The organism is Nocardioides sp. NPDC006303, assembly GCF_040613175.1.
In the GTDB taxonomy this organism is placed as follows: Bacteria; Actinomycetota; Actinomycetes; order Propionibacteriales; family Nocardioidaceae; genus Nocardioides.
Window position 1 is genome coordinate 1 of the sequence record NZ_JBEXRR010000005.1, and the last position, 25,839, is coordinate 25,839.

Annotated in this window: 29 protein-coding genes and 1 riboswitch; of the genes, 18 read left to right on the top strand and 11 right to left on the bottom strand. The window is 70.5% G+C overall.

Annotated features, from left to right (window positions below):
- Positions 1–119: 119 nt before the first annotated feature.
- Positions 120–1,889, bottom strand: coding sequence for a tannase/feruloyl esterase family alpha/beta hydrolase (locus ABZY89_RS05720; RefSeq protein ID WP_355225384.1), 1,770 nt, complete (start codon positions 1,887–1,889; stop codon positions 120–122).
- Between the two features lie 114 nt (positions 1,890–2,003).
- Positions 2,004–4,703 (bottom strand): LuxR family transcriptional regulator, encoded by a 2,700-nt coding sequence (locus ABZY89_RS05725; RefSeq protein ID WP_355225386.1) that lies wholly within the window; start codon positions 4,701–4,703, stop codon positions 2,004–2,006.
- Between the two features lie 172 nt (positions 4,704–4,875).
- Between ABZY89_RS05725 and ABZY89_RS05730 the strand changes: the two genes are divergently transcribed.
- From ABZY89_RS05730 to ribH, 9 genes are all read left to right on the top strand, one after another.
- Positions 4,876–5,310: an Ohr family peroxiredoxin gene (locus ABZY89_RS05730; RefSeq protein ID WP_355225388.1), complete on the top strand. Its 435-nt coding sequence runs from the start codon at positions 4,876–4,878 to the stop codon at positions 5,308–5,310.
- Complete coding sequence (locus ABZY89_RS05735; RefSeq protein WP_355225390.1) at positions 5,276–5,425, top strand: hypothetical protein; 150 nt, start codon at positions 5,276–5,278, stop codon at positions 5,423–5,425. The genes ABZY89_RS05730 and ABZY89_RS05735 overlap by 35 nt, the downstream gene beginning before the upstream one ends.
- A gap of 37 nt (positions 5,426–5,462) precedes the next feature.
- Positions 5,463–6,494 (top strand): alpha/beta hydrolase, encoded by a 1,032-nt coding sequence (locus tag ABZY89_RS05740; RefSeq protein WP_355225392.1) that lies wholly within the window; start codon positions 5,463–5,465, stop codon positions 6,492–6,494.
- Between the two features lie 49 nt (positions 6,495–6,543).
- Complete coding sequence (locus ABZY89_RS05745; RefSeq protein ID WP_355225394.1) at positions 6,544–7,185, top strand: HAD family phosphatase; 642 nt, start codon at positions 6,544–6,546, stop codon at positions 7,183–7,185.
- Between the two features lie 28 nt (positions 7,186–7,213).
- Positions 7,214–7,882, top strand: coding sequence for a ribulose-phosphate 3-epimerase (rpe, locus tag ABZY89_RS05750; protein WP_355225396.1), 669 nt, complete (start codon positions 7,214–7,216; stop codon positions 7,880–7,882).
- 50 nt (positions 7,883–7,932) lie between these two features.
- A riboswitch (FMN riboswitch) is annotated at positions 7,933–8,092 on the top strand.
- 92 nt (positions 8,093–8,184) lie between these two features.
- Complete coding sequence (gene ribD, locus ABZY89_RS05755) at positions 8,185–9,270, top strand: bifunctional diaminohydroxyphosphoribosylaminopyrimidine deaminase/5-amino-6-(5-phosphoribosylamino)uracil reductase RibD (RefSeq protein WP_355225398.1); 1,086 nt, start codon at positions 8,185–8,187, stop codon at positions 9,268–9,270.
- Entirely contained in the window at positions 9,270–9,866 is a 597-nt protein-coding gene (locus tag ABZY89_RS05760) for a riboflavin synthase (RefSeq protein ID WP_355225400.1), read from the top strand. Before ribD ends, ABZY89_RS05760 begins: the two co-directional genes overlap by 1 nt.
- Positions 9,863–11,134 carry a bifunctional 3,4-dihydroxy-2-butanone-4-phosphate synthase/GTP cyclohydrolase II gene (locus ABZY89_RS05765; protein ID WP_355225402.1) on the top strand — a complete coding sequence of 424 codons (1,272 nt, stop codon included), beginning with the start codon at positions 9,863–9,865 and terminating at the stop codon, positions 11,132–11,134. Before ABZY89_RS05760 ends, ABZY89_RS05765 begins: the two co-directional genes overlap by 4 nt.
- Positions 11,131–11,613 (top strand): 6,7-dimethyl-8-ribityllumazine synthase, encoded by a 483-nt coding sequence (gene ribH / locus ABZY89_RS05770; protein WP_350657968.1) that lies wholly within the window; start codon positions 11,131–11,133, stop codon positions 11,611–11,613. The genes ABZY89_RS05765 and ribH overlap by 4 nt, the downstream gene beginning before the upstream one ends.
- A gap of 7 nt (positions 11,614–11,620) precedes the next feature.
- Here the strand turns inward: ribH and ABZY89_RS05775 are convergent, their stop codons facing one another.
- The 3 genes from ABZY89_RS05775 to ABZY89_RS05785 are packed head-to-tail and all read right to left on the bottom strand — an operon-like array spanning position 11,621 to position 13,621.
- On the bottom strand, positions 11,621–12,424 hold the full coding sequence (locus tag ABZY89_RS05775; RefSeq protein ID WP_355225404.1) for a MerR family transcriptional regulator: 804 nt from the start codon (positions 12,422–12,424) through the stop codon (positions 11,621–11,623).
- Between the two features lie 16 nt (positions 12,425–12,440).
- Positions 12,441–12,962, bottom strand: coding sequence for a VOC family protein (locus ABZY89_RS05780; RefSeq protein ID WP_355225406.1), 522 nt, complete (start codon positions 12,960–12,962; stop codon positions 12,441–12,443).
- Between the two features lie 50 nt (positions 12,963–13,012).
- A complete protein-coding gene (locus ABZY89_RS05785; protein ID WP_355225408.1) occupies positions 13,013–13,621 on the bottom strand; it encodes a class I SAM-dependent methyltransferase in 609 nt (202 codons plus the stop codon).
- Positions 13,622–14,057: 436 nt separating this feature from the next.
- Between ABZY89_RS05785 and ABZY89_RS05790 the strand changes: the two genes are divergently transcribed.
- Positions 14,058–15,299, top strand: a complete 1,242-nt coding sequence (locus tag ABZY89_RS05790; protein ID WP_355225410.1) for a DUF222 domain-containing protein — start codon at positions 14,058–14,060, stop codon at positions 15,297–15,299.
- A gap of 143 nt (positions 15,300–15,442) precedes the next feature.
- Here the strand turns inward: ABZY89_RS05790 and ABZY89_RS05795 are convergent, their stop codons facing one another.
- Positions 15,443–15,607 (bottom strand): hypothetical protein, encoded by a 165-nt coding sequence (locus ABZY89_RS05795; RefSeq protein WP_355225412.1) that lies wholly within the window; start codon positions 15,605–15,607, stop codon positions 15,443–15,445.
- 318 nt (positions 15,608–15,925) lie between these two features.
- On the opposite strand from ABZY89_RS05795, the gene ABZY89_RS05800 reads away from it, so the two are divergent.
- From ABZY89_RS05800 to ABZY89_RS05810, 3 genes are read left to right on the top strand one after another with little or no spacing between them, the layout of a single operon-like run.
- On the top strand, positions 15,926–16,282 hold the full coding sequence (locus tag ABZY89_RS05800) for a metalloregulator ArsR/SmtB family transcription factor (RefSeq protein ID WP_355017189.1): 357 nt from the start codon (positions 15,926–15,928) through the stop codon (positions 16,280–16,282).
- Positions 16,279–17,310 (top strand): cation diffusion facilitator family transporter, encoded by a 1,032-nt coding sequence (locus ABZY89_RS05805; RefSeq protein WP_355225414.1) that lies wholly within the window; start codon positions 16,279–16,281, stop codon positions 17,308–17,310. The genes ABZY89_RS05800 and ABZY89_RS05805 overlap by 4 nt, the downstream gene beginning before the upstream one ends.
- A gap of 11 nt (positions 17,311–17,321) precedes the next feature.
- On the top strand, positions 17,322–17,849 hold the full coding sequence (locus tag ABZY89_RS05810; protein ID WP_355225416.1) for a gamma carbonic anhydrase family protein: 528 nt from the start codon (positions 17,322–17,324) through the stop codon (positions 17,847–17,849).
- Between the two features lie 30 nt (positions 17,850–17,879).
- On the opposite strand, the gene ABZY89_RS05815 is transcribed toward ABZY89_RS05810, so the two are convergent.
- Complete coding sequence (locus tag ABZY89_RS05815; RefSeq protein WP_355225418.1) at positions 17,880–18,500, bottom strand: hypothetical protein; 621 nt, start codon at positions 18,498–18,500, stop codon at positions 17,880–17,882.
- On the bottom strand, positions 18,497–18,751 hold the full coding sequence (locus ABZY89_RS05820) for a helix-turn-helix transcriptional regulator (protein WP_355017193.1): 255 nt from the start codon (positions 18,749–18,751) through the stop codon (positions 18,497–18,499). Before ABZY89_RS05820 ends, ABZY89_RS05815 begins: the two co-directional genes overlap by 4 nt.
- A 107-nt stretch (positions 18,752–18,858) precedes the next feature.
- On the opposite strand from ABZY89_RS05820, the gene ABZY89_RS05825 reads away from it, so the two are divergent.
- The 4 genes from ABZY89_RS05825 to ABZY89_RS05840 all read left to right on the top strand — a co-directional run bounded on the left by ABZY89_RS05825 (position 18,859) and on the right by ABZY89_RS05840 (position 21,780).
- Positions 18,859–19,122 carry a phosphoribosyl-ATP diphosphatase gene (locus ABZY89_RS05825; RefSeq protein ID WP_008359350.1) on the top strand — a complete coding sequence of 88 codons (264 nt, stop codon included), beginning with the start codon at positions 18,859–18,861 and terminating at the stop codon, positions 19,120–19,122.
- A gap of 10 nt (positions 19,123–19,132) precedes the next feature.
- Positions 19,133–20,023, top strand: a complete 891-nt coding sequence (gene hisG, locus ABZY89_RS05830) for an ATP phosphoribosyltransferase (RefSeq protein ID WP_355225419.1) — start codon at positions 19,133–19,135, stop codon at positions 20,021–20,023.
- Positions 20,007–20,474: a PH domain-containing protein gene (locus ABZY89_RS05835; protein ID WP_355225421.1), complete on the top strand. Its 468-nt coding sequence runs from the start codon at positions 20,007–20,009 to the stop codon at positions 20,472–20,474. Before hisG ends, ABZY89_RS05835 begins: the two co-directional genes overlap by 17 nt.
- 91 nt (positions 20,475–20,565) lie before the next feature.
- Positions 20,566–21,780 (top strand): SGNH/GDSL hydrolase family protein, encoded by a 1,215-nt coding sequence (locus tag ABZY89_RS05840; RefSeq protein WP_355225423.1) that lies wholly within the window; start codon positions 20,566–20,568, stop codon positions 21,778–21,780.
- 7 nt (positions 21,781–21,787) lie between these two features.
- Here the strand turns inward: ABZY89_RS05840 and ABZY89_RS05845 are convergent, their stop codons facing one another.
- From ABZY89_RS05845 to ABZY89_RS05855, 3 genes are read right to left on the bottom strand one after another with little or no spacing between them, the layout of a single operon-like run.
- The gene (locus ABZY89_RS05845; RefSeq protein WP_355225425.1) at positions 21,788–23,242 is read right to left on the bottom strand and encodes a DUF6297 family protein; all 1,455 of its coding nucleotides are present in this window, start codon (positions 23,240–23,242) and stop codon (positions 21,788–21,790) included.
- Positions 23,239–23,877, bottom strand: coding sequence for a heme ABC exporter ATP-binding protein CcmA (ccmA, locus tag ABZY89_RS05850; RefSeq protein ID WP_355225426.1), 639 nt, complete (start codon positions 23,875–23,877; stop codon positions 23,239–23,241). The genes ABZY89_RS05845 and ccmA overlap by 4 nt, the downstream gene beginning before the upstream one ends.
- A complete protein-coding gene (locus ABZY89_RS05855; RefSeq protein ID WP_355225427.1) occupies positions 23,874–24,776 on the bottom strand; it encodes an aldose 1-epimerase family protein in 903 nt (300 codons plus the stop codon). Before ABZY89_RS05855 ends, ccmA begins: the two co-directional genes overlap by 4 nt.
- Positions 24,777–24,835: 59 nt before the next feature.
- Here ABZY89_RS05855 and ABZY89_RS05860 point away from each other — a divergent pair, with 59 nt between their 5' ends.
- Positions 24,836–25,711 (top strand): LysR family transcriptional regulator, encoded by an 876-nt coding sequence (locus tag ABZY89_RS05860; RefSeq protein WP_355225429.1) that lies wholly within the window; start codon positions 24,836–24,838, stop codon positions 25,709–25,711.
- The last annotated feature ends 128 nt before the right edge of the window (positions 25,712–25,839 follow it).

Here is a 25,839-nt window from a genome sequence, read left to right on the forward strand (position 1 = left end):
ACTGGACCAGGTCCCAGGTCTGCTCGGTGGACTCGGCCTCGACCATCATGATGGCGACGTCACCGGTGTCGGTGACGCGGCCGGCGACGACCACTCCGTCCGCGGGCAGCGGGTCGGGTTCAGCGGCAGGTGAAGGAGTCACCGCTGAGGTGGCTGGTCCTCGGGTAGAGGCAGATGTCACGCTCGGTGGTCGTCCCGTCGGCGGCCACCGAGGTCGCGGCCAGGGTGGTGGGGGCGTGGCCGTTCTCGACCCACTCGACCAGCGCGCCCAGCGGATCCGTCGGTGCGGGACCGGCTCCGGCCTGGCAGTGCGAGGCGCCGGGGGCGACGAAGACGCGGTAGAAGTCGTCGATGTCGCCGAAGCGCCTCGCGACCTCCTTGCGGTAGCGCAGCGTGCCCGCCAGCGGGACGAGCTGGTCGTCACCACCGTGCCAGGTCAACAGCTTGGCGCCGGCGCGACGCAGGCCCGACAGATCGGCGTCGTCGCTGCCGATGACGCGGTGGTACTCGTCGACCGACTGCGCGAACAGCCTCTCGTAGTCGGCGTAGGTGATGGTGGAGACGTCGAAGGTGGGGTCCTTCACGAGCGGGACGAGCTGGTCGTCACCACCGTGCCAGGTCAACAGCTTGGCGCCGGCGCGACGCAGGCCCGACAGATCGGCGTCGTCGCTGCCGATGACGCGGTGGTACTCGTCGACCGACTGCGCGAACAGCCTCTCGTAGTCGGCGTAGGTGATGGTGGAGACGTCGAAGGTGGGGTCCTTCACGAGCAGGTTCTGCACCCACGACGACGCCACCGGGAACGGCGCCGAGCCGGCCACGTAGCCGAGGTTGGCTGTGGGGGTCAGCCCGAACCACAGCCGCTTCCCGTCGGCAGCCCGAGGGCCGTCCCAGATCTTCTCGACCACGGCCGCGTCCCGGGCTGAGATGGTCAGCTCCTCGCCGTCGCACAAGACGGTCTCGCCGACCAGCGATGCCGCGTCGAAGTCGCAGGCGATGGCGCTGCCGACGATCCCGTCGACGATCCCATCGTCGCCGTCGCAGGAAGCCGTCGCGGCCGTGGTGAAGGCGTTGAGCTCGCAGGGCGCGAGGTGGTTGTCCTCCTCGTTCATCACGACGTACGGCCACAGGTCACCGACGGCGAAGCGGTCCCAGGAGATCGCCGGGGCGTTGGCGAGGATCCCGTCGAAGTCGCCCGGGTGTCGCTGGGCCTCCATGTAGCCCTGGCGCCCGCCGGTCGAGCAGCCGTTCCAGTACGCGTGGTGCGCCGCGCGGCCGTAGAAGTCCTTCGTGATCGCCTTGCCGAGGACGGCCAGCTCGTGCGGTCCGCGCTCGGCGAAGTTCTTCAGCACCGTCTTGTTGACCTGGCCGTCGTCGGTGAGCGCCCAGTCGGCGGTGAAGCCGGTGGTCGGGGTCGCACCGGCGTCGGTCGTGCCGACGGCGTACCCGGCCTTGACCGCGCTCGGCAGGCTCGGGCCGAAGTCACCGCCGAGGTAGCCGCTGCCGCCGAGGGCCTGGAAGCGGCCGTTCCAGCCGGTAGCGGGGAGCCAGACCTGGATCAGCTCCCGGTCGCCGGCCGAGCCGTGGGTGAGCGTCACGTCCACCTGGCAGTAGGGCGGGACGCCGGTGACCGGCGGGGGCGGTTCGGACGCTCCGGGCTGGGGCGGGTAGGTCAAGGTGCCGCCCTGCTTCGGTACGGCACTGACCGACACGATGCGGGCATCCTTGGGCGGCGTGAGCGCGGGTGCCACACACCTGTCGGCACTCTGGGGCGTTGCTCTGTCGGACACGGCCGGGGGCGTCTCGGCGGCAGTGGCGCCGGGATGCACCGCCGTCAGCGCAGCGGCCAGCGGCAGAGCGGCGGCGGCTACCAGCAGCAGTCTCTTCATCGTCTCTCTTCTCCTCATGGGGCCCGCTCGGTCGGGCATACGAGGAGACTTCCGGCACAGGTGGTCGGCCGGCACCAGGGTGATGCCCTGGTGCACACCCTGGCCGGTCGCGGCTCACTGGTTGCGCAGGGCCGCAGCCAGCTCCCGCCTCGAGGAGATGTCGAGCTTGGTGAAGATCTTGCGCAGGTGCCACTCGACCGTCCGCGGGCTGAGGAACAGCACTGCGCCGATCTCCGGGTTCGTACGCCCTGCGGCAGCCAGCCGCGCGATCTGGGCCTCCTGCGCGGTGAGGTCGACCTCGGCTCCACGCGTACGTGTCCGGGCGACGCCGCCCGTCGCCGCGAGCTCCCGGGCCGCTCGCTCGGCGAAGGCCTCGGCGCCGATGCTCGCGAACAGCTCATGCGCCGCCTGGAGCTGCTGACGACCTTCGGTGCGACGGTTCTCCCGGCGTAGCCACTCGCCCAGGAGAAGCTGAGCCCGAGCCGCGTACAGCGTCATGCCCGCCGAGGTGAGCTCGTCGATCGCCGTGCGGTAGTGCTTCTCGCCCTCGCCGGAGGTGTTGGTCAGTGCGTCGGCGTAGGCCGCCGTGCCGCGTGCCCACGGCGAGTCGACGACCGAAGTACGTGCGACGAGCCGGTCGCGCCCCGTAGCCGCGACGTCGTCCGCCCCGCTGCGGGCTGCCGCCTCGACGACCTCGATCAGAGCCCACTGCATCACGGCCAGGTCCTCGAACTCGATGGCCTCCTGCGCGGCCGCGAGCGCGTCGCGGTAGCGACCGAGGCCGTTCGACAGCACCGCCCGGCTGTACGCCGCCACCCCCAGGTTCCAGCCGACCCCGGACGCTCGCGCGTCGCTGACGGCGGCATCGATGGCGGCCGTCGCCTCCTCCTCGCGCCCGCGGTAGGCGGCCAGGATCACCGCGCTCGCGGGATGGGGCGACACGCCGACCATGGCGCCGAGAGCGTCGGCCTCGTCGAGGATCGTGGCGGCCTCCTCGAACCGGCCGGCGTGGATCAGGGCCGTGGCGCGGAAGGTCAACGCGGCCGCCAGCAACGACAGTCGGCCGCTGGCTCGGGCATGGCCGAGCAGGTCCTCGGAGCGCCCGAAGTAGGCCTCGGAGTCCCAGACCTCGTGGGTCACCGCGCTGCACAGCCACGCCAGCTCGAGATCGGTCTCGATTCCGATGTCCTCGACGGCGTCGGCGAGCAACGACACGGAGGCGGCGTGCCCGTCGATCACCCAGGTGCTCAGCCCGGTCAGCAGGCGACCGACCGCATCCTCGCCAGGAGGAGCGCCACGGCCCGCGAGGGCGGCCCGGCGCAGATCGTCGCCGCCCAGCCTCCCCGCGTTGATCGCGGCGGCGATCGCAGCCAGGTACGTCGTGCGGGAGAGCCCCGCATCGAGCTGCTCGAGCCGACCGGCCGCCTCGAGCAGCGGCGGTACCACGGACCGTCCGGTGTTGAGCGCGAACGCCAGCCGGCCGCGCAGCCGCTGTACCTGGGCAAGCTGGGCAGGGTCGAGGGGGCCGATCTCGGCGGTGTCGAGCAGCTGCGCGGCCTCGGCGATCGCGCCGGCCGCGAACCGTGCCTCCGCCGCGGCCAGGGCGCGCCCGGCTCGTGTCGCCGGGTCGGTGGTGAGCTCGACCGCCCGCTCGAGGAATGCCGCCGCGGCGGCCCGTCCGCCGCGTGCCAACGCCCGGTCTGCGGACTCCTCCAGCTCGGCGGCGACGGCCTCGTCCGGCCCGATCGCCGCATGCGCCCGATGCCAGGCCCGCCGGTCAGGGTCCTGCGCGGGATCGGTCACCTGCGCGAGCGCGTGATGCACGGCCCGCAGGGCGGCGGGCCCGGCCGAGCGGCGGCTGGCCGAGCGGACCAGCGGATGGCGGAACCGGACCCGGGTCCCGATCGAGATCAGGTCGGCGGCCTCTGCCGGGGCGGCGGCGTCCAGGTCGAGCCCGAGTCGCTCGGCCGCACGCCACAGCAGGGTGACGTCGCCGACCGGCTCGACGGCCGCGGTGAGCAGCAGCGTACGAGTCTGCTCGGGGAGGTTGGCTATGCGCCGCTGGAAGCCCTGCTCGACGCGACTGGCCACCGGCTTGGCGCTCTGGCCGTCGAACCCGAACGCCAGCTCCGCGCGGGTGAGCCCACGCGGCAGCTCGAGCAGCGCGAGCGGGTTGCCGCGCGTCTCCGAGACGATCTGGTCACGGACCCGCGCGTCGACGGGGCCAGGCAGCACGGACTCGAGCAGGCGGCGGGCGTCGGCATCGGGCAAGCCCTCGATCCGCAGCTCCGGAAGGTCCGGAAGCAGCTGTTCGTCGTCAGGACTGCGTACGCCGAAGACGAGCGCGACCGACTCCGCGTCGAGCCTGCGGGCGACGAAGGTGAGGATCACCTCCGACATCCGATCGAGCCACTGCACGTCGTCCACGACGCACACCAGCGGCTGATCGGTCGCGGCCTCCGCGAGCAGTCCGAGCACCGCGAGCCCGACCACGAGCGCCTCTGGGGGATCGCCGGCGCTGAGACCGAAGGCGGTGGAGAGTGCCTGACGCTGTGGCTCGGCGAGCCGGTCGAGATGGTCCAGCAGGGGAGCGCAGAGCTGTTGCAAGCCGGCGTAGGCGATCTCCGACTCGGGCTCGACACCAGCGGCTCGGATCACCCGGCCACCGGCCCGGTCTGCGAGGTAGTCGAGCAGGGCGGTCTTGCCGGTGCCGGCCTCGCCACGCAGGACGAGCACGCGGCTCTCGCCCGCTCGGACTCCGCGGACCAGCCGGTCCAGTGCGTCCTGCTCGGCCCGCCGCCCCGTGAGGGGCATCCCCATCTTCAATCGACACCTCGAGTCGGTCATCACCAGTGCAGCACCTTCATTCTCCCGGGTCGGCCAGGGAGTCGACCAGTGGGTCTCACTGGCGCCGGGCCCGTGAGTCCCCGGCGAAAGTCGTCACGTCACCGAGCAACACCCACTCAGAACTACAAGGAGAAGTGACATGGCGAACTACACCGGCACCGTGACAGCGACCGGCGAGGGGCGCAACGGCGGCCACCTCGCATCCACGGACGGACTCATCGATCTGGGCCTGGCCATTCCGAAGGAGCTCGGTGGCGCCGGCGGCGCCACCAACCCCGAGCAGCTCTTCGCGGCGGGCTGGTCCGCCTGCTTCATGGGCGCGTTCCGTCGGGTGGCCGCCGAGGAGCGGATCCGGTTCGACAGCATCGAGGTGACCGCGAACGTCACCCTCAACCACGCCGAGACGACCGACCCGACCGAGGAGTTCTTCCTCAGCGCCGAGCTCGAGATCGTCGTCGGCGGGCTGGACGAGGAGACCATCGGCACGCTGGCCAAGCGTGCCCACCAGATCTGCCCGTACTCGAAGGCGATCACCGGCAATGTCGACGTGGACTTCTTCGCCCGCGTCGCCTGAGGCCGAGTGGCGGCCCGAGCCGAGCGACGCGCTCGCCCGGGCCGCCCAGGCACTCATCCGCGATGCGTACGCGGCCCTGGGCTGGTTCGAGGGCCCGAACCCTTTCCAGGTGTGACCACATCCGGACCTGAGCGAAAGACGGAAAGACCATGATGAACCGCAGGACCTTTGCCAAGGCGGTCGGCCTGGCCGCGACCTCGACAGCAGTAGCGAGCGCGAGGCTGGCAGCGACGGGGGAGGGGGCGGCTGCCCGCCCGGTACGCCCCGGACGAGCGAGCACGTCGTTCGACGACGTCCTCCAGATCGATGCCGGAGAGCTCAACGTCGGGTACGTCGACCTCGGGCCCCGCGACGGTCAGCCGGTGATCCTGTTGCACGGCTGGCCCTACGACATCCACAGCTATGCCGAGGTCGCGCCGATCCTGGCGAAGCAGGGCTACCGAGCCCTGGTGCCGTACTTCCGCGGCTTCGGCACGACGACCTTCCGCTCACCCGACACCTTCCGCAATGCGCAGCAGTCCCGGATCGCGCTCGACATCACGGACTTCATGGATGCCTTGCGCATCGACCGGGCCGTGATCGCCGGCTATGACTGGGGCTCGCGGACCGGCGACATCATCGCCGCGATCTGGCCACAGCGCGTCAAGGCACTGGTGTCGGTGACCGGCTACCTGATCACCAACCGCGAGGCCCAGCGCGACCCCATTGCCGCGGCCTCGGAATGGGCCTGGTGGTACCAGTACTACTTCTCCACCGAGCGCGGCGCGAAGGGCCTCGCCGACCCTCGGATCGGCACCGACCTCGCGAGACTCGTGTGGCGGTTCAACTCTCCGACCTGGGAGTTCGACGAGGCCACCTTCGCTCGCACGGCCGCGGCGTTCAGCAACCCGGACTACGTGGACATCGTGCTCCACAACTACCGCTGGCGCCTCGGCCTGGCCGACGGCGCGCGGCGGTACGACGCCTTGGAGCGCAGGCTCGCGGCGGCCCCACCGATCGCGGTTCCGACGATCACCATCGACCCGGCCGCCGATCCCTTCACGCCGGCCGGCGACGGAGCGGGCTACCGCCATCACTTCACCGGCCCGTACGACCACCGCACCTTCCCGGGCATCGGTCACAACGTCCCGCAGGAGGCTCCGGCCGACTTCGCCCGTGCGGTCCTCGACGCGGACGCGCTGTGAGGCTCCCGGGGCGACGTCCGGGCAAAGACGCTGTGGCAAGATTCCCGCCATGAAACCTGCGGCTGTTCTCATGGACATGGACGGCACCCTGGTCGACACCGAGCCCTACTGGATCGCCGCGGAGTACGCCATCGCCGAGCGCTTCGGAGCGACCTGGTCCGAGGAGCAGGCGATGGAGCTGGTCGGCAACGCGCTGATCGAGTCGGCGCGCTTGGTCAAGGAGGGCATGGGCCTTCCCCACGAGCCCGAGGAGATCGTCGAGATGCTCCTCGACGGCGTCGTCGAGCAGGTCGAGCGCGAGGTCCCGTGGCGACCGGGAGCACGTGAGCTCCTCACCGACCTGTTCGAGCAGGGTGTGCCGTGCGCGCTGGTGACGATGTCGTACGCGCGGTTCGTCGGCCCCATCCTCCAGCAGCTTCCCGAGGGCACCTTCAAGGTGATCGTCACCGGCGACATGGTCCGCAACGGGAAACCCCACCCCGAGCCCTACCTCACCGCGGCCGCCGCGCTCGGTGTCGCGGCCGAGGACACCATCGCGGTCGAGGACTCCAACACCGGAGCACGCTCCGCCGAGGCGGCCGGCTGCACCGTCCTGGTGGTCGAGAACCATGTCCCTGTCGCCCCCGGCGAGCGCCGGGTCTTCCGCGACACGCTCGAGGGGATGACGTACGCCGACCTGGCTGCCCTCTGACCGCTCCGGGTCATCTAGGGTGCCTTCCGTGGGCCACATCCAGATCACTCCGTCCATCCTGAACGCCGACTTCGCAGCCCTCGGGGCGGAAGTTGCCCGGATCCCCAGCGCCGACTGGATCCATGTCGACGTGATGGACAACCACTTCGTGCCCAACCTGACTTTCGGGCCGACGATGGTCGAGGCGATCGCGCGGTCCACGGACACGCCGCTCGATGCTCACCTAATGATCGAGAACGCAGACCGTGAGGCCCCGGCGTACGTCGAGGCCGGCTGCGGCTCGGTGACCTTCCACGTCGAGGCCACCAAGGCCCCGGTCCGGTTGGCCCGCGAGATCCGCGCGAAGGGCGCGCGCGCCTCGATGGCGCTCAAGCCGGCGACCCCGATCGAGCCGTACGAGGACATGCTGGCCGAGCTCGACATGGTGCTGCTGATGACCGTCGAGCCCGGCTTCGGCGGGCAGAAGTTCCTCGACCTGGTGCTGCCCAAGATCCGCCGGACCCGTTCGCTGATGGACAAGCACGGTGTCGAGACCTGGCTGCAGGTCGACGGCGGGGTCTCGCTGGAGACCATCGAGCGCTGCGCCGAGGCCGGAGCCGACGTCTTCGTCGCCGGCTCCGCCGTCTACTCGGCCGCCGACCCGGATGTGATGGTCAACGCGCTGCGCGACAAGGCCGTCTCAGCAGTCGACGCCTGATCCAGGACCGTGCCACGTGTGTGGCACACTGGTTGAAGACGAGCTTGTGCTCGCGTGCTCTGGGGTCGGTGAAATTCCGAGCCGGCGGTGACTGAGTCCCTCTACCAATTTGGGGCTTAGAAGTCCGCGACCCGATGGCAGCCAGTCATCGGTTGACCAAGTGAGAATCTTGGACCGACGGTTAAAGTCCGGATGGGAAGACGCACGCAGCCCGATTCGTCGTGACCGCTCTGGACCAACAGGGCGCGGCGCGATGTCTCGGCCTGACCCCGGAGTCCGTGAGACGGACCAGAGGGGATCAGATGAAGTGCTTGGACCAGCGTGACCCGGAGCCGGGGGCGATGCGTCGCGCCCTGGAGCTGGCCGCTGCGATCGGCGCCCCGGGACCTGCCATCTACCCGAACCCGCGGGTGGGCTGCGTACTCCTGGCGCCTGACGGATCGATGATCGCCGAGGGCTACCACCGCGGGCCCGGGACGCCTCACGCCGAGGTCGATGCGCTGGCCGGCGCCGGGGAGGCCGCTCGGGGAGCGACGGCGGTCGTGACGCTCGAGCCGTGCAACCACACCGGCCGCACCGGCCCCTGCTCGCAGGCGCTGATCGAGGCCGGCGTCGCCCGGGTGGTCTACGCCCAGTCCGACCCCAACCCGGTCGCCGCCGGCGGCGCCGCCACGCTGAAGCAGGCGGGCATCGAGGTCGAGCAGGGCTTGTACGCAGCGGAGTCCCGTGAGCTCAACCGGGTCTGGACCCGGGCGGCCGAGCTGCAGCGCCCCTACGTCACCTGGAAGTTCGCCACCACCCTCGACGGACGCAGCGCCGCCGCCGACGGCACCTCGCGCTGGGTCTCCTCGCGAGCCGCGCGACTCGACACCCACAAGCTGCGGGCGCTCAGCGACACGATGCTGGTCGGGACCAACACGGTCGCGGTCGACGACCCCGCGCTCACGGTCCGTGACCTGGAGGACCGGCCCGTCGGCGTACAGCCTCTCCGGGTCGTCATGGGGGAGCGCGACCTTCCCGAGGACCGCCGGATCTTCGACGCCCAGGCGCCGTCCCTGCACCTCCGCACGCGCGACCCGCACGAGGCGCTCGCCGCCCTGTGGGAGCGCGAGCGCCGCCATGTCTTTCTCGAGGGCGGGCCGACGCTGGCCGCGGCCTTCCTGGACGCCGGCCTCGTCGACGAGATCGTCGTCTACGTCGCCCCGTTCCTGCTCGGCGCCGGTCGCTCGGCCGTCGCCGACCTCGGGATCACCACCATCTCCGACGCCTTCCGGCCGCGGGTGCGCTCTGTCGACGTGCTCTCTCCGGCCGCACCGGGCGAGGAGCCGAACGTGCGTTTCCTCTTGGAACCACACAGCAGCTTGGAACCACAGAAAGGGGAGCAGTGATGTTCACCGGGATTGTTGAGGAGCTCGGCACCGTCGCCGGGATCGAGGACCAGGGCGACGCCGTACGCCTGACCATCTCCGCCGCCACCGTGCTGTCGGACGCCGAGCTGGGAGCCTCCATCGCGGTCAACGGCTGCTGCCTGACCGTCGCCACGCTCGGGGAGAACGAGTGGACCGCCGACGTGATGCTGGAGACGCTCAAGCGCACCAGCCTGCACGCGCTCTCGGTCGGCGACCAGGTCAACCTGGAGCGTGCGGTCACCCCGAGCACCCGGCTCGGTGGCCACATCGTGCAAGGGCACGTCGACGGCGTCGGGCGCGTCGTCTCCCGTGAGCCCAGCGAGCACTGGGAGGTCGTCACGATCTCCCTCGACCCTGAGTTGGCTCGCTATGTCGTCGAGAAGGGCTCGATCGCGGTCGACGGGATCAGTCTCACCGTCGTCTCGGTGAGCGATGACGCCTTCACCGTGAGCCTCATCCCCGAGACCTTGGCGCGTACGTCGCTTGGGTTCCGGGCCGTCGGCGACGAGGTCAACCTCGAGACCGACATCATCGCCAAGCACGTAGAGAAGCTTCTGGGAGGGGTTCAGCCGTGAGTATCGAGCACAGCAGCATCGAGAACGGCACGGAGCAGTACGTGGGGGTCCGGCTGGATCCGGTCGAGAACGCGATCGCCGACCTGGCGGCCGGCAAGCCGGTCGTGGTCGTCGACGACGAGGACCGGGAGAACGAGGGAGACCTGATCTTCTCCGCCGAGCTGGCGACCCCGGAGGTGATGGCGTTCGCGATCCGCTGGTCCTCCGGCGTGATCTGCGTGGCGCTGCCGGGGGAGCGGCTCGACGCCCTCGACCTGCCGCCGATGACTCGTGTCAACGAGGACCGCAAGCAGACGGCGTACGCGGTCTCGGTGGACGCCCGCGAGGGCGTCTCGACCGGCATCTCGGCGGCCGACCGGGCGCTCACGACCCGGCTGCTCGCCGGTCCGTCGTCGGTGGCCGGTGATCTGACCCGGCCCGGACACGTCTTCCCGCTGCGGGCACGTGACGGGGGAGTGCTGGTCCGGGTCGGCCACACCGAGGCCGCGGTCGACCTGACCCGGCTGGCCGGTCTGGAGCCTGCCGGTGCGCTGGTCGAGCTCGTCAACGACGACGGCACGATGCAGCGCGCCCCGCAGCTGCGGGAGTTCGCCGACGAGCACGGTCTCGCGATGATCTCGATCGCCGACCTCGTCACCTACCGGCGGCGTACGGAGGTGCTGGTCGAGCGGCGCGCGGTGACGCGGCTGCCAACCGAGTTCGGTGACTTCACCGCGTACGGGTATCGCACCACCGACGACGGGGTCGAGCACGTCGCGCTGGTCTACGGAGACACCGCCGGAGGCGACCCGGTGCTCGCGCGCGTGCACTCGGAATGCCTGACCGGCGATGTGTTCGGGTCGAGGCGCTGCGACTGCGGGCCACAGCTGCGGGAAGCTCTCTCGCGGATCGCGGCCGAGGGCTGCGGCGTGGTGGTCTACCTGCGCGGCCACGAGGGCCGCGGGATCGGGCTCCTCGCCAAGCTGCAGGCCTACCAGCTCCAGGACGGCGGTCGCGACACGGTCGACGCCAACCTCGATCTCGGCCTGCCGGCCGACGCGCGACACTACGGCGCCGCCTCGCAGATCCTGCGCGACCTCAAGGTCGACTCGGTACGTCTGATGACCAACAACCCTGAGAAGGTGAGTCACCTGGAGGCGTACGGTGTCGAGGTCGCCGAGCGGGTCCCGCTCACCCCGCGACCCAACGAGCACAACCTCGCCTACCTGCTGACCAAGCGTGACCGGATGGGTCACGCACTGCCCGATCTGTCTGAGGAGAACCGATGAGTGGCAAGGGAGCCCCGACCCCCGAGGTCGTCGACGCGAGCGACCTGCGGGTCGCCGTCGTGGCGGCGCGCTGGCACGACGAGGTGATGGCCGGCCTGCTGAACGGCGCCGAGCGAGCGCTGAAGGACGCCGCCGTCGGCGGCCTGACGGTCGTCCGGGTCCCGGGCGCCTTCGAGCTCCCGGTCGCCGCGGCCGCGCTCGCGAAGTCGGGCTACGACGCCATCGTCGCGCTGGGCGTGGTCATCCGCGGCGGCACCCCGCACTTCGACTATGTCTGCTCGGCCGCCACCGATGGTCTGAACCGGATCGCGATCGACCACCTCATCCCCGTCGGCTTCGGCCTGCTGACCTGCGACAACGAGGAGCAGGCGCTCGACCGGGCCGGGCTCGAGGGGTCCAGCGAGGACAAGGGCTACGAGGCCGCCGCGGCGGCCATGGAGACCGCGCTCGCCCTGCGCGACTGCGTACGCCACTACTGAGACGTCGTCACCGCCAGGTGGCCAGGTCGGGGTCGATGCCGTGTGCTCTCGCCGATTCGTCGACGGTCTGGCGGAACCAGCTCGCCAGACCGTCGCGGATCCCGTCGTAGTGGGCCGCGAAGCCCGGGTCTGCCTCGAACATCCGTCCGAGGCAGACCTGCATCTGGCGTGTGATCGGGAAGAAGTTGCCGAAGACCTCACGGTGACGCTCGGCGAGCTCGTTGGCCGCGGGGCTTCCGGGCCGTACGCCCCTGTCGATCGCGGCACCGAGATCCTGCTCGAGCGTGGTCATCGCCCGGCTCAGATCGCGCCACTCCTGCTTGGAGCGGAACGCAGCACGCTCCGCGAACTGCGCCCATTGAGGTGAATCGCCCCAGCGGGCGCGGGCCTCGACGTTCCGATGCGGATCCCAGTCGGGCCCGAAGAAGGTCTCTTGCTCGTCGGGGCTCAACGGGATCCCGTGCTCGTGCGCCTCGGCCATCGTGGCCAGTCGGTCCTCGAGCCGTCGCAGGTCGGCGATCCGCGCGGCGAGCCGTTCGCGCTGCGCCTTGAGAGTGGCTCCGATCTCCGAGGCCGCGTCATCGAGTACGCCGCGGATCGTGTCGAGCCCGAGGCCGGTCTCCCGGTAGGCGATGATCCGGCTCAGCCGCTGCAGGTCGGCGTCGGTGTAGAGGCGGTATCCCGCCGGCGTACGAACGGATGGCGTGGCCAGGCCGATCTCGTCCCAGTGGTGCAGCGTCCGCACGGTCACGCCGTTCAGCGCGGCGGTTTCGCCGACCGTCAGGTCGGTGTCATGCGGTCGTTCAGCCACGTACGTCATTGTGCCCTCAGGCCTCGTTCGGGGCGGGGATGCCCATCGAGTCGAGGTTGCGGGCTTCCTGGCTCGTGCCGTCGTACTGCTTCGCGGCCGTGAAGATCACCCGCGTGCGCTCGGGCGTGATCACCTCGATGTCGCGGGTGTTCCAGTAGGTGTCGCGCGGCCCTTCGATGCTGTCGGCGGCGATCGCCCGGCAGCTCTCGGCGATCTGCTCGATCTGGCTCAGTACGCAGGAGAAGCTGACGCTCATGGTCGGCGGTGCTGTCGGCTCAGCGAGCCCGGGCCAGGCGGGGACGAGCAGCACGTCCTGGAACATCCAGCGGCGTAGATGCACCACCTGTCCAGGGACGCTGAACAGGTCGATGAAGCCGAGCCCACGAACCCAGAAGTCCGTCGAGGCGGCCAGGTCGGCGCATGGAACAGTCAGGAACTGAGGCATGCCGTAGATCCCTCGGAACGGCTCCGGGGCCACCGCATCGGGTCCCGGCAGTGGCACGGGGCTTACCTCGAATGCGTCGTAGTAGTCGCTCATGCCCGGAATCGTTCAGCCTCACGTTGCGTGAGGGTCAAGCCGACAGGGGATCAGGCGACGAGTCTCGCGACCAGATCGCCTTGCCGGCGACGCGCACCCGGATCCTGCCGGGCTGACGCCTGCTCGACGACGAACCCATGCGGTGTCAGCAGATCGCCGAGCGCTTCGGCGGACCAGTAGTAGGCCGTGTGCACGGCGTGGTCGAAGGCCTCGCCGGGCTCGCCGTCGAAGAAGCCGACCAGCGCCGACCCGCCGGGCGTGAGCACGCGGGCGAACTCGCCGAGGATCGCGGGGAGGTCAGCGGGTGGGGTGTGGATGATCGAGCACCACGCCAGGATGCCGCCGAGCGCCCGGTCCTCCAGGGGAAGCGCGGCGAGGTCCGCTCGCTGGAAGCTGACGTCTGGGTGCCGCGCTCGTGCAGCGGCGACGAACTCGGCCGAGGCATCCAGGCCGACCACGTCGCGTACGCCGCCCGTGGTGAGCTCCTGGCTCCAGAGGCCGGGGCCGCAGCCGGCATCTAATAGGCGGCCGGACGTGGTGTCTCGCCAGGTGGTGATCGTCTCGCGGTCGCGCTCGGCGAGCTGGTCGATCGTTCCGAACAGGTCGATGTACTCGGCTGCGCGGCTGTCGTACGCTGCGCCGATCTCGGTCATGGTCATCGGTCATCGAGGGTAGCGGGGTGATGTGTGTCTGTGTGGTCTCGTGCGGACTTCCAGCACGGGTGGGGCCAATACGTTGTTTGGGTTGGGAGATTTAGAACCAGGGTGTCTGGGTGGGGCGCCATTTGGCTGTCTTGCGGACTACCAGCAGCGGTCTGGGTTTTGGTGGGGATATCTGTCCCTGATTGGGTTTGGTTGTTTGCGTTGTGTGGTAGGCTCGGCGCAGGCGTAAACGTGAAGGCCGACCACCTCGAAAGAGGCGTGCCCTTTCATCCGAGACACAACGGGTGGGGGGTAATCCAGGGGAACCAGGGGCGTGAACGCTGAGCTGCGAGGGTAAGTAATAGCCCGTACTGCCGGGCCTCCGAGACCAGCGAACCAGAACACATCCGCGCGCGGGTGTGGAGAGTTCGTACGTCGGGAGGTGACCGGTTCGATGAGCACGCTGCAACAGCCGCAGCACCCTCTGCTGGGTGCGGTGGTCGCGGTTACCGCCTCGCTTGGTCTGGTTGCTGAGGCGAACCCCTCGTTCATGGCCACCGACCAGAAGGCCACCACGCTGCTCGAGATCGCCCGGGCGAAGGCGCAGTTGGCTGAGCTCGAGCTGCGCGTGCTCGCGACCGCTGACGACGTCGCCGCCGAGAGTGCCGCGCGCGATGTCGTGGCGTGGCTGCATCACCACACCCACCAACGCCCCGAGACCCTGCGCGCCGACCTGCGCTTGGCTGAGGCCCTGGACCGTTCCTACGGGCTGGTCGCGGCCGCAATGCGGGCCGGTGCCTGCAACCCGGCCCAGGCCCAGGTGATCGTCGACGCCCTCGACGACCTGCCTGCCGACCTCGATCCCGAGATCCGAGCGAAGGCCGAAGAAGCCCTGGTCGCCTATGCGACCCAGTTCGACCCCACCCAGCTCCGCCGCATCGGGCGCCGGATCCTCGATGTGATCGCGCCTGAGATCGCCGAGGCCGAGGAAGCCCGACGCCTAGCGTCGGAGGAAGCCCACGCGAGGAAGAAGACCCGCCTGTCCATGCGCCGTCTGGGGGACGGCACCACCCGGATCTCCGCGGTGGTTCCGGATGCGGCCGCGGACCGGCTGGCCACCAACCTCGAGGCCTTCGCCTCACCCCGCCGCGACGACGGCACCCGCACCGAGACCGGCGACTACCTGCCCTACGACCGCCGTCTGGGACGGGCGTTCTGCCACCTCCTCGAAACCCTCGACCCCACCCGGCTCCCGATCCACGGCGGCGATGCGACCACGGTGATCGTGACCATCGACATCGACCAGCTCCGCAAGGACGCCGGCATCGCCCAGATCCTCGGCGGCACCCCGATCACCGCGGCCGAGGCACGCCGCCTGGCCTGCACCGCCAACATCATCCCCGCCGTCCTCGGCGGTGCCTCGGAGGTCCTCGACCTCGGGCGCAAGGAACGCTTCTTCACCGCCGCCCAACGCCGCGCCCTCCTGCTCCGTTCGGAGACCTGTGAGGCCGAGGGCTGCGACATCCCCGGCACCTGGGCCGAAGCCCACCACTGGCTCGAATGGGCCCAAGGCGGGCCGACCGACCTCGACAACGCCGCCCTCCTCTGCTCCCATCACCACCACCGCGCCCACGACACCGCCTACCTCCATGAGCGCCTACTCAGCGGCGACATCCGCTTCACCAGACGCACATAGACCGACCGATCACAGCGATTCATACCGCACCAGCCGAGCGCCTAAGAACCGTCCGACTAGGTCGAATAGGCGCGTCTGTTCCACTCCCGTGACGCCGAACTACCCAGGAAGCCAGGATCGATCGCGCCAAGCGGCAGCCCCGTTCAGATCGCGCCGAAGCTGATGCCGGCCTCCAGCCGCCCCGGCGAACCAACGAGATGCCGGTCGTGGCCGCCGCCGTCCTGGTCTCCGGCGTTCGCGAGCGCCGGGGGTGCTGGGCCGGCGCCACCGCGACGTTCGTAGTCTCGGCCGATCTCTCTGGGCTCCAACAGCGTCCTCCAGGTCCGCACCGTCGCCGCACCTGGCCCGTGCAACGCTGCCTCCGGTACCTAGCTCGGCTTGGTGACGGTGGCAGTTGGACCGCCTCGACCCCGGTCAGATCACCGGCTCGAACCCGGCCTCGGTCACGGCCTCTGCCACGGCGCCGCCGCGCACTTCCGGATTCAGGCCTTCGCCGGCACGGCCCTCTCAAGGGGTCGGTCGGCATCCGGTGAAGGCGCCCGTCAGGCCGTGCGAGGCAAAGCTGCCGACTCGACGGTGCCGTGGGTGGGGTGTCGAGGAGGCCGTCGTATCGCTACAATTTGCGCATGCATGCAAATACGCAACCTCCGGTGTGGGGTGACGATGTCGTCACGCTTGCCGTCGAGGTGCTGCGGATGCTGGCTGATCCGACGCGTCTGCAGATGGCGGGGCTGTTGCTGGATGAGGAGCGGTCCGTCTCCGAGCTTGCCTCGATGTTGGACAAGCCGGTGCCGGGGGTCTCGCAGCATCTGGCGAAGATGCGGATGGCTCGGCTGGTGACGACGCGGAAGGAGGGGACCTCGGTGCTCTATCGCGTCGAGAACGGGCATGTGCGCCAGCTGGTCCTCGACACGATCGGCCACGTGGAGCATCTCCTGGATCAGGTCCCGGCGCACCACCGGTCGGGGGAGGAGTCGGCATGACCCATACGCTCCACGATCACCCACGCGACCATGCCCAGGACGGCCACGGTCACGATCACGGCCATGCGCACGATGGGCGGTGGGCTCGGGTCAAGCATGCGGTCTCGGACGTCTTCGGGGCTCACTCCCATGATGCGGCGGATCAGGTCGACGAGGCGTTGGAGGCTGACGTACGTGGGCGGCGGGCGCTGTGGGTCAGTCTCGGTGTGCTTGCGCTGACGGCGGGACTGCAGGCGGTCGTGGTGAGCCTGACCGGGTCGGTGGCTCTGCTGGGGGACACGCTCCACAACGTTGCCGACGCGCTGACGGCGGTGCCGTTGCTGGTGGCGTTCTGGCTCGCCCGGCGTCCGGCCAACGACCGGTTCACCTACGGGTACGGCCGGGCGGAGGATCTCGCCGGTCTCTTCGTCGTCGCCATGATCGCGCTCTCCAGCATCCTGGCGGGCTGGGAGGCCATCGACCGGCTCTTCCATCCTCGCGAGGTCGAGCACGTCTGGGCGGTCGCGGCGGCCGGGGTGGTCGGGTTCCTGGGCAACGAGATCGTCGCGCGCTACCGGATCCGGGTGGGCCGCCAGATCGGCTCGGCGGCGCTGGTCGCCGACGGGCTCCACGCACGTACGGACGGCTTCACCTCGCTGGCCGTCGTGTTCGGTGCTGCCGGGGTCGCGGTCGGGATGCCGTGGGCCGACCCGGTGATCGGGCTGCTGATCGCCATCGCGATCCTCGGCGTGCTGCGCTCGGCGCTCAAGCAGGTCGGCGCTCGGCTGATGGACGCGGTCACCCCGGATGACGTACGCAGGGCGAGGGAGGCGGTCGGCACGGTCGACGGTGTGCTCGAGGTTCGCAGCCTGAGGCTGCGGTGGATTGGCCACACCCTCCACGCCGACGGCGACATCACCGTGTCGGCCGATCTGCCCGTCTCCGCCGGGCACGACATCGCCCATCATGCCGAGGAGCATCTCCTGGAGGCACTGCCGCGGCTGACCAGCGTGGTCCTCCACGTCAGCCCCGATGGCGCGCACGCCTAGGATCTGCGTCGATGAACATCTTCGAATTCGACGGCAAGAGTCCGCAGATCCATCCCGACGCCTGGGTGGCGCCGACAGCGACGCTGATCGGTGACGTACGCCTCGGGTCGAACGCCAGTGTCTGGTACGGCGCGGTGCTGCGTGCCGACGTCGGGCCGATCGTCATCGGCGAGGGCTCCAACGTGCAGGACAACTCGGTGCTGCACGTACGCCCCGGTTCCTCCCTCGAGATGGGCGCGCACAGCACCATCGCGCACGGCTGCGTGGTGCACGGTGACCGGATCGGGACCGGGTCGCTGATCGGCAACGGCGCCGTGGTCTCCGATGCCGTGGTCATCGGCGACGGCTGCCTGATCGCCGCCGGCGCGATGGTGGTCGAGGGGACCGAGGTGCCCGACCACAGCCTGGTGATGGGCGTGCCGGCCAAGATCCGCGGCACGATCGAGCCCGGCAGCAACCCCGCGGCGATCCTCGAGCTCAACGCGCCTGGCTACGTTGAGTTCATGAAGTTGCACCGCGCGACCGTACGACCGGCCTAACCGGTCTAACCCTCACCCTGAGGTGGAGGGTCAGTCGGCGCCGCAGGCCACGCAGTGGAGCGAGCCGACCCGGCGGTCGGCCTCGCAGGTCGCGCACGGGGCGATGGTCTCGCGGCCGCAGCCCTCGCAGTGCTTGCCGCGGACCGGGTAGCCGCAGTAGGGGCAGTCGCCCTTGCGTACGCGCATGGCCGGGATCCGCTTGGCGAGGAGCCGCTGGACAGCGACGAATACGCCGACGGTGGCCGCGGCACCGAACAGCGACAGGATGAGCGGGCCGAAGTCGGCGTACTCGAAGGTGTAGTGGAAGGCGAAGACCAGGGCCATGATCACCCCGGTCGCGGCGAGCGCGAAGCCGAGCGGGAGGAAGCGGGAGCCGCTGCGGCGCAGCCGGTAGAGGACCCAGAATCCGACCAGGCAGAGCAGGATGATGAAGCCGAGGCGGATGCCGATCTGGATCGCCTCATGGCCGGGGATCTCGCACGCCGTCTGGCCGTTGTTGCACTGGTCCCAGTCCATGTAGAGCGGCCACCAGCCGGCGACCTTGACGTAGAACCAGACGGTGCCGACGAGCAGGAAGGCGGTCAGTGCGACCGCCAGGAACCGCTCGCTGCGGGTCGACTCGACCTCATCGGCGGAGATGGGGGTCTTCATGGCGTGCTCCTGTGGGCTCGGGTGCGGGCATGGAAGCCGACCTCGAGGCGGCAGTCGAGGGCGGCTGCCACCCGGAGAAGGGTGTCGATCTTGGGTGGGCGGGACCCGGACTCCAGTCGCGCGATCGCCGACTGGGTCGTACCGCAGAGCTCGGCGAGCTCGCGCTGGGACAGGCCCCGCGCGACCCGGTGCTCGGTGACCTGCGCGGCGATCCCGACGTAGAACGCGGTGTCCTCGTCGTCGGTGCTCATGAAATCGAAGGTATCGCAGTCCTGCTATGCCTGTCCATAGCAGGACTGCTATCGATTCGGTGAGACGATTCGGGGGCCGGGTCGCGTACGGCCTAGGCTTGACGCTCGTGAAGACGTTCGACGAGCTCTGGGCCGAGCTGAGCGAGAAGGCCCGGACCCGACCTGAAGGATCCGGCACCGTGGCACAGCTCGACGCCGGGGTCCATGCGATCGGGAAGAAGCTGGTCGAGGAGGCCGCCGAGTCCTGGATGGCGGCCGAGTACGAGGGCAAGGAAGCGACCGCGGAGGAGATCTCCCAGCTGCTCTACCACGCCCAGGTGCTCATGCTCGCCAGCGGAATCTCGATCGACGACGTCTACTCACACCTGTAGGGGAACCCGCATGACAACCGATGAAAAGCTTCTCCGGATCGCCGTGCCCAACAAGGGCTCGCTCTCGGTCGCGGCCTCCGAGCTGCTGCGCGAGGCGGGCTACCGCCAGCGCGACGACTCCAAGCGCCTGACCCTCATCGACGAGGAGAACGGCGTCGAGTTCTTCTACCTCCGCCCGCGCGACATCGCGCTCTACGTCGGCGAGGGCACTCTCGACATCGGCATCACCGGCCGCGACCTGCTCCTCGACTCCGGCGCCAAGGCCGACGAGGTCATCGGGCTCGGCTTCGGCCGGAGCCGGTTCCACTTCGCCGGCCGCGCCGGCGCCTTCACCTCGGTCGAGGAGCTGCGCGGCAAGCGGATCGCGACCTCCTATGTCGGGGTCGTCTCCGCCTACCTGGAGCGCGAGGGGATCGACGCGAGCGTCACCCGGCTCGACGGTGCCGTCGAGACCTCGATCCAGCTCGGTGTCGCCGACGCGATCGCCGACGTGGTCGAGACCGGCTCCACGATGCGACAGGCCGGCCTGGAGATCTTCGGTGAGCCGATCATGCGCTCCGAGGCCGTGGTGATCACCCGATCCGGCGGCCTGGATGTCTCGGGCTCCGCTTCGACACAGCTGCCGGAGGCGTACGAGACGTTCAAGCGCCGTCTCGACGGCGTCCTGATCGCGCGCAGCTACGTGATGATGGACTACGACATCCGCGCCGAGGACCTCACCGAGGCCTCCGCGATGACGCCCGGCCTCGAGGGGCCGACGGTCAGCCCGCTGCACCGCGAGGGCTGGGTCGCCGTCCGCGCGATGGTGCCGCGCGCGGGTTCGCAGAAGCTGATGGACGACCTGTACGCCGTGGGCGCCCGCGCGATCCTGCTGACGGAGATCAATGCCTGCCGGATCTGACCGCACAGGATCCGAGCTGCCGGTGAAGCTGCCGCACACCTGGCGTCCGCTCGGGGCACGCGTCATGGGCTGGTTCCTGGTAGCCGCGCTGGCGGTGATGTGCACCATGGTGTGGGTCGGGTTCTCAGCCGAGATCAAGGCCCAGGTCACCATGTTCGAGCGACTCACCTTCGGGGCCCTGGGGATCGGGATCGTGGTCTGCGTGCACGCGGTGACCCGGTCGCGGGTGGTCGCACGTGAGGACGGTCTGACCGTGGTCAACGGCTTCAAGCGCCGTGACCTGGAGTGGGCCGAGGTCCTCGCGATCAACTTCCCGCGTGGCGCGCCGTGGCCCAACATCGACCTGGCCTCGGGCCACAACATCTCCGTCCTCGGCATCCAGGCCTCCGACGGGGGCTCGTCGAAGAAGGCCGTACGCACACTGCGCACGCTGGCCGAAGAGCTGTCCTAGCAGCGACCCTGCGGCGAACCACTTACTACGCTTCGGGGAAGACTCTCCCGAACCTCTGATTGCGGCGCCCGCGGCGACTTAACGTGTCTGCGTGATCTCATGGACTCGTGCTCTCGCGGCGCTGGCGGCTGTCCTCACTCTGGTCTCGACCGTGCCGGCTCAGGCCGCGCCGGTGCATCCGGTCGGCACCTGGGGTGCCTCGGCCGACGAGGTGGGCGGTCAGACCGGCGCCGCCGGCCTGACGGACCGGTCGGTGCGCAACCTGGTGCACACGTCGCTGGGTGGCTCCGGCGTACGCATCACCCTGTCCAACGTGTTCGGCGACCGTCCGGTGACCTTCGCCTCGGCCCACATCGGTCTGGCTGCGGACGGCGCCGCGGTGGTGTCAGGCACGAACCGGCCGCTGACCTTCGACGGCGCCGGCCAGGTCACCGTCGCCCCCGGCACCGAGGTGCTCAGCGACCCGGTCGACGCGTCGGTGCCGGCCGATACGACCCTCGCGGTGAGCTTCCACGTCGTCGGCGAGAGCGGCCCGATCACCGGGCACGACGTGGCCACGCAGACCTCCTACGTCTCCGGGACTACGGGCGCGGACGTGGCCGGCGAGGAGTCGGGTGCGGCGTTCACGACGGAGATCTCCAGCTGGTACTGGGTCGAGAGCGTCGTCGTCGAGAAGCCGCGCCGGGTCAAGACCGTGGTGCTCTTCGGCGACTCGATCACCGACGGCAACGGCTCCACGGTCGGAGCCGACCGGCGCTACCCCGACGTGCTGGCCGACCGGGTGGCGGGGAGCTCGTTCACCGGGCGGTTCGGCATGATGAACGAGGGCATCTCCGCCAACCGCGTGCTCGTCGACAGCACCGGTGGCGAGCGCGGTCTGGACCGCTTCCGGCGAGACGTCCTGGACCAGCCCGGAGTCTCCACGGTCGTGCTCATGGAGGGGATCAACGACATCCGCTGGGACGATGCCGACGAGCCGTCCGACCTGATCGTGGCCTACCGCGACCTGATCGCGCAGGCGCACGCCGAGGACGTGTGCGTCATTGGCGCCACCCTCACCCCGTACGAGGGCGGCAGCCGCTACACCCCGGCGCGCGACCGGGTGCGGGTCGCGGTCAACGAGTGGATCCGGACCTCCGGTGAGTTCGACGGCATCGTCGACTTCGACGCGGCCACGCGGGACCCCGAGCGACCGGCGCGGTTCCTGCCGACGTACGACTCCGGGGACCACCTCCACCCCGGCGACGCCGGCTATGCGGCGATGGCCGAGGCGGTCGACCTGCGGCTGCTGGAGTGTGACCGCTGAGCCTGGCTCAGCGGCGGCCGACGAGCACCCCGAGCGTCACGACCGAGATCGCCATCGAGACGGTGGCGCCGAGGGCGTCGGGGGCGAACAGCGCCGGGATGCTCACCAGCCCGGCGATGTCGAAGCCGCGCACCGCGTTGCCGAACAGCGAGACCGGCATCGCCCCCATCGGCGTCGAGACCATCGCGGAGGCGTAGTCGGGCGGGGGAGCGACCAGCCACCGAGTGAGCGTGGCCAGTGCGCCGAGCCCGATCGCTGGAGCCAGCAGCGGGTGTGGCAGCGCCCACAGACAGCCCAGCCCGTAGGCCATCAGCAGCACCGTCGGCACCACCAGCACGCCGAGCCGCAGCTGCCAGGAGGAGGTGCCCAGCAGCCGTGCGAGGCTGCTCGATCGCGACAGCACCCGCAGCCCGGCGCCGAGCGGGATGGCCGCCCCGAAGCCGAGCACCACCATCACCGGCACGACCAGCGCACCCGCGCCCGCCTCCGCCAAGGCGTACGCAGGCACGACCGCGGCGGCGGGTGCCAGGACGCGCAGCGGCGCCCGCCGCAATCGGACGAGATCGGCGGTGACGAGCGCGAGCGGCCCGCGAGGACCCCGGAGGCGCCGCGCCCGGACGACGGCACGCTGGCTGCTGGTGTGCTGGAGTACGACGTCGTAGGCGAGGGCGGTGTCCATCCCGGCCAGGGCGCCGGAGAGGCCGTTGGCCAGCCCATGCCCGCGAGTCAAGTCACGACGGTGCAGGTCACCGAGACGACGGCGCGCGAGCACCGCGGCCACGGCGCTCACCGGCGCGAGCACAGCCGGCACCAGGCACCACCGCGCGTCCGCGGGCGGGGTCAGCTGGGCCGTGACGCCGGCGGCCACGGCCGCCACCGCGGCCAGGGCGACGAGCACCGTCACCGGCCCGACCATCCGCCATGCCGACCCCGGTCGTGCCTGGGCGACGGTCCCCGCGGCGTACGTCGCCGGTGCCAGCAGCGCCGCGGCGAGCGCCAGCGCGCCTCCGGTGAGCAGCGGCCAGCCCGCGGTCACGGCGGCGAGGAGGGCCGGGACCGCGGCGGCGAGGGCTCCTAGGGTCAGGGCCGTCGCGTACTGCCGCCCCAGCCAGCGGCCACGGTCCACCGGCGTGGAGAGCACCAGCGCCGACGTCGCGGGCGAGGCCATGAGCGGTCCGAGGAGCCGGAGCGCCGCGGCGCCCAGGGCCAGCCAGACCAGCACGAGAAGGACCGGTCCGGCGGCGCGGGTGCCGACGCAGGGCCCGGTGGTGCAGCCCTCCACCGCCTGCCCGGCATTGACCACCGCACTGACGAGCCCCGAGCCGTAGATCAGGACCGTCAGGAGAGCGAGGTAGGCCTGGTAGAGCACCTCGCCCCAGGGTGCGGTGACGTGACCGCGACGCCACTCGCGGACCAGTCGGCGGATCTCAGCCGGCGTCGGGGCCGGTGTCTCCGTGCTCATGCTTCGTCGGAGGAGGAGCCCAGGCGTACGACGTCGTCGGCCACGGCCTCGACAAGAGCCGGGTGGTGGCTGGCGAAGAGGATGCCGACCCCGGCCGTCTTCTCCCGTTGGAGCAGGTCGGCGAGCCAGAGGGCGCCCTCGGCGTCGAGCCGCTGTTCGGGCTCGTCGAGGAGCAGCAGCCGGCGGGGCCGGACCAGGAGGAGCGCGAGCGCGAGCCGCTGACGCTGACCCGAGGAGAGCGACCCGGGCAGCTGGTCGGCCTGGTCGTTGAGGCCGACCTCGTCCAGCACGCCGTCGACGGTGCCCTCGGGATCCTCGACCCGATGGGCGTGCGCGACCAGGTCGAGATGCTCGATCACCGCGAGGTCTGGGAAGAGGTCCAGGTCGTCGAGCAGAGCGGCGACGTCGCGGCGCATCTGCGCAGAGCGCTCGTCGTACGGCCTGCCGTCCAGCAGCACCTCGCCGGCGGTCGGCTCGTCGGCGCCGGCCACGCAACGTAGCAGTGTCGACTTACCCGACCCGTTCGTGCCGGTCAGGGCGATGGCCCGGCCGGCCGCGAGGGTGAGGTCGAGCCCGTCGAGGACGGCGTGGTCGCCGTAGGTCCTGCTGAGCCCGGAGACGGTCAGCAGCGTCATGTCAGCGCGTTGATGCCCCAGGTGACCTCGAGGCGCTCGTCGGGGGCGAGCGCGATCAGGTCGGTGCCGGAGTTGTACGCGTCCGGGGGAGCGGTCATCGGCTCGACGGCGAGACCGCCGCGGGCCGGCGACTGGTCGTCGGCGCTGTAGACCATCAGCCACGGGTGGTGCTCGTCGACCCAGAGCGCGACGCCGCCGTCGGGGCCCTGGATCGTGACCGTCGCCCGCCCGTCCTCGTCCCGGTCGAGGTCGGTGAAGGCGTGGTCGAGGACGACGTCGCCGATGGGCTTGGCGGAGGTGAAGTCGTAGGCCGTCCCCGCCGTCGCCTCGCTCGTGGTGGGCAGCTTGCGCTCGTCGGAGAGCAGGCGCGTCCGCGCCGGCAGGGTGAGCGTCCACTCGTCGACCGGACCCGCGCCGACGGTGAGATAGGGGTGGGCGCCGACGGCGTAGGGCGCGGGGGAGTCGGCGTGATTGGTCGCCGACTGGGTCACGGTGAGCCCGGCGGGCCCGATGGCGTACGTCACCTCGAGGTCGAGCGTCCACGGATAGCCGCTCTGCGCCATCAACCGGGTGGCCAGGGTGATCGAGTCCTTGGCCTCGTCGATGGGCAGCCACTGTGACCACCGCACCAGCCCGTGGGAGGCGTTGTTGCGCGCGACCTCGGTGAGCCCGAGCTGATAGGTCTTCCCGCCGAACTCGTAGCGGCCGTCGCGGATCCGGTTGGGCCACGGCGCCAGCAGCTGACCCTTGCCGCCGCTGGACTGCTCGTCGTCGCCGAACCCGGCGATCAGGTCCCGCCCCTCGTAGGACAGCAGCCGCATCGCGCCGCCACTCTCCGTCACTGTCGCGGTGTAGCCCCCGCCATCGATCGTGAACTGCTCTCCACTCGGTCTCAGCACGGTCACAGGCTATCGAGTGGCCGGTCCACCCCGGTGGCCGGTCGGGTTAGCCTCGGGCCATGGAGCGACGACAGCTGGAGTTCTTCCTCGCGATCGCCGAGGCCGGCAGCTTCACCAGCGCCGCGGCGCGGCTCCACGTCGCCCAGCCGTCGTTGTCGTACGCCGTGCGCGGGCTCGAGCGGGAGCTCGGCGGTCCGCTCTTCGAGCGCCACGGCAGGGGAGTGCGGCTCACTCCTGCGGGCTCGGCGCTGCTCGGGCCGGCCCGCCGGGTCGTACGTGGCTTCGAGCTCGCCGCGGGTGCGGTCCGGTCGGTCTCGGACGAGGGGTTCGGGCGGCTGCGGATCACCTCCAGCACGGTCTGGGCGGTCGAGCCGCTGGTGCCGGTGCTCGCCGAGTTCCGCCGGATCCAGCCCAGCGCGCAGGTGGTCGTCACCGACCCGCAGCACCGCTCCGACGTCCTGGACCAGGTGCGCAAGGGCGAGGCCGACGTGGGGCTCATCGACGGCGCGACGCCGCACGGCCCCTTCGGCTCGCACCGGCTCGCCGAGCACGAGCTGGTGGCGGTGCTGCCGCCTTCGGGCGAGGCGCCGGAGGAGATCCGGATCGAGGAGCTCGCCGAGGTCGGCCTGATCGCGACGCCGGCAGGAACGGCGCTGCGTACGTTCCTCGATGCCCGTCTCGAGGCCGCCGGGCTGCCCACGGAGGTCGCCATCGAGACGGCCCACGTCGCCTCGATCATCCCGCTGGTGCTGGCGCGGGCCGGGGTCGCGATGCTAACCGAAGGCATGGCGGGTGCGGCGTCGCGAGCCGGGGCGAAGGTCGTGCCGCTGACCCCGGTGGCGCGGGTGAGCGTGTCTCTGGTGTGGCTGGAGGAACGTGGCGACGCGCTGGTGGAGCAGTTCGTCGCGCTGGCCCAGGATCTCACCGACCAATGACCCACCTATAGAGACTCTCTATCGCAGCCTCTCGATCTTTGTCTTGCTCGCTGCGCGGACGTGCTGGAACACCCAGGAGGCGAATGTCTAGTGTGTTAGACATATATGAACCGATTGGATGGAGCACG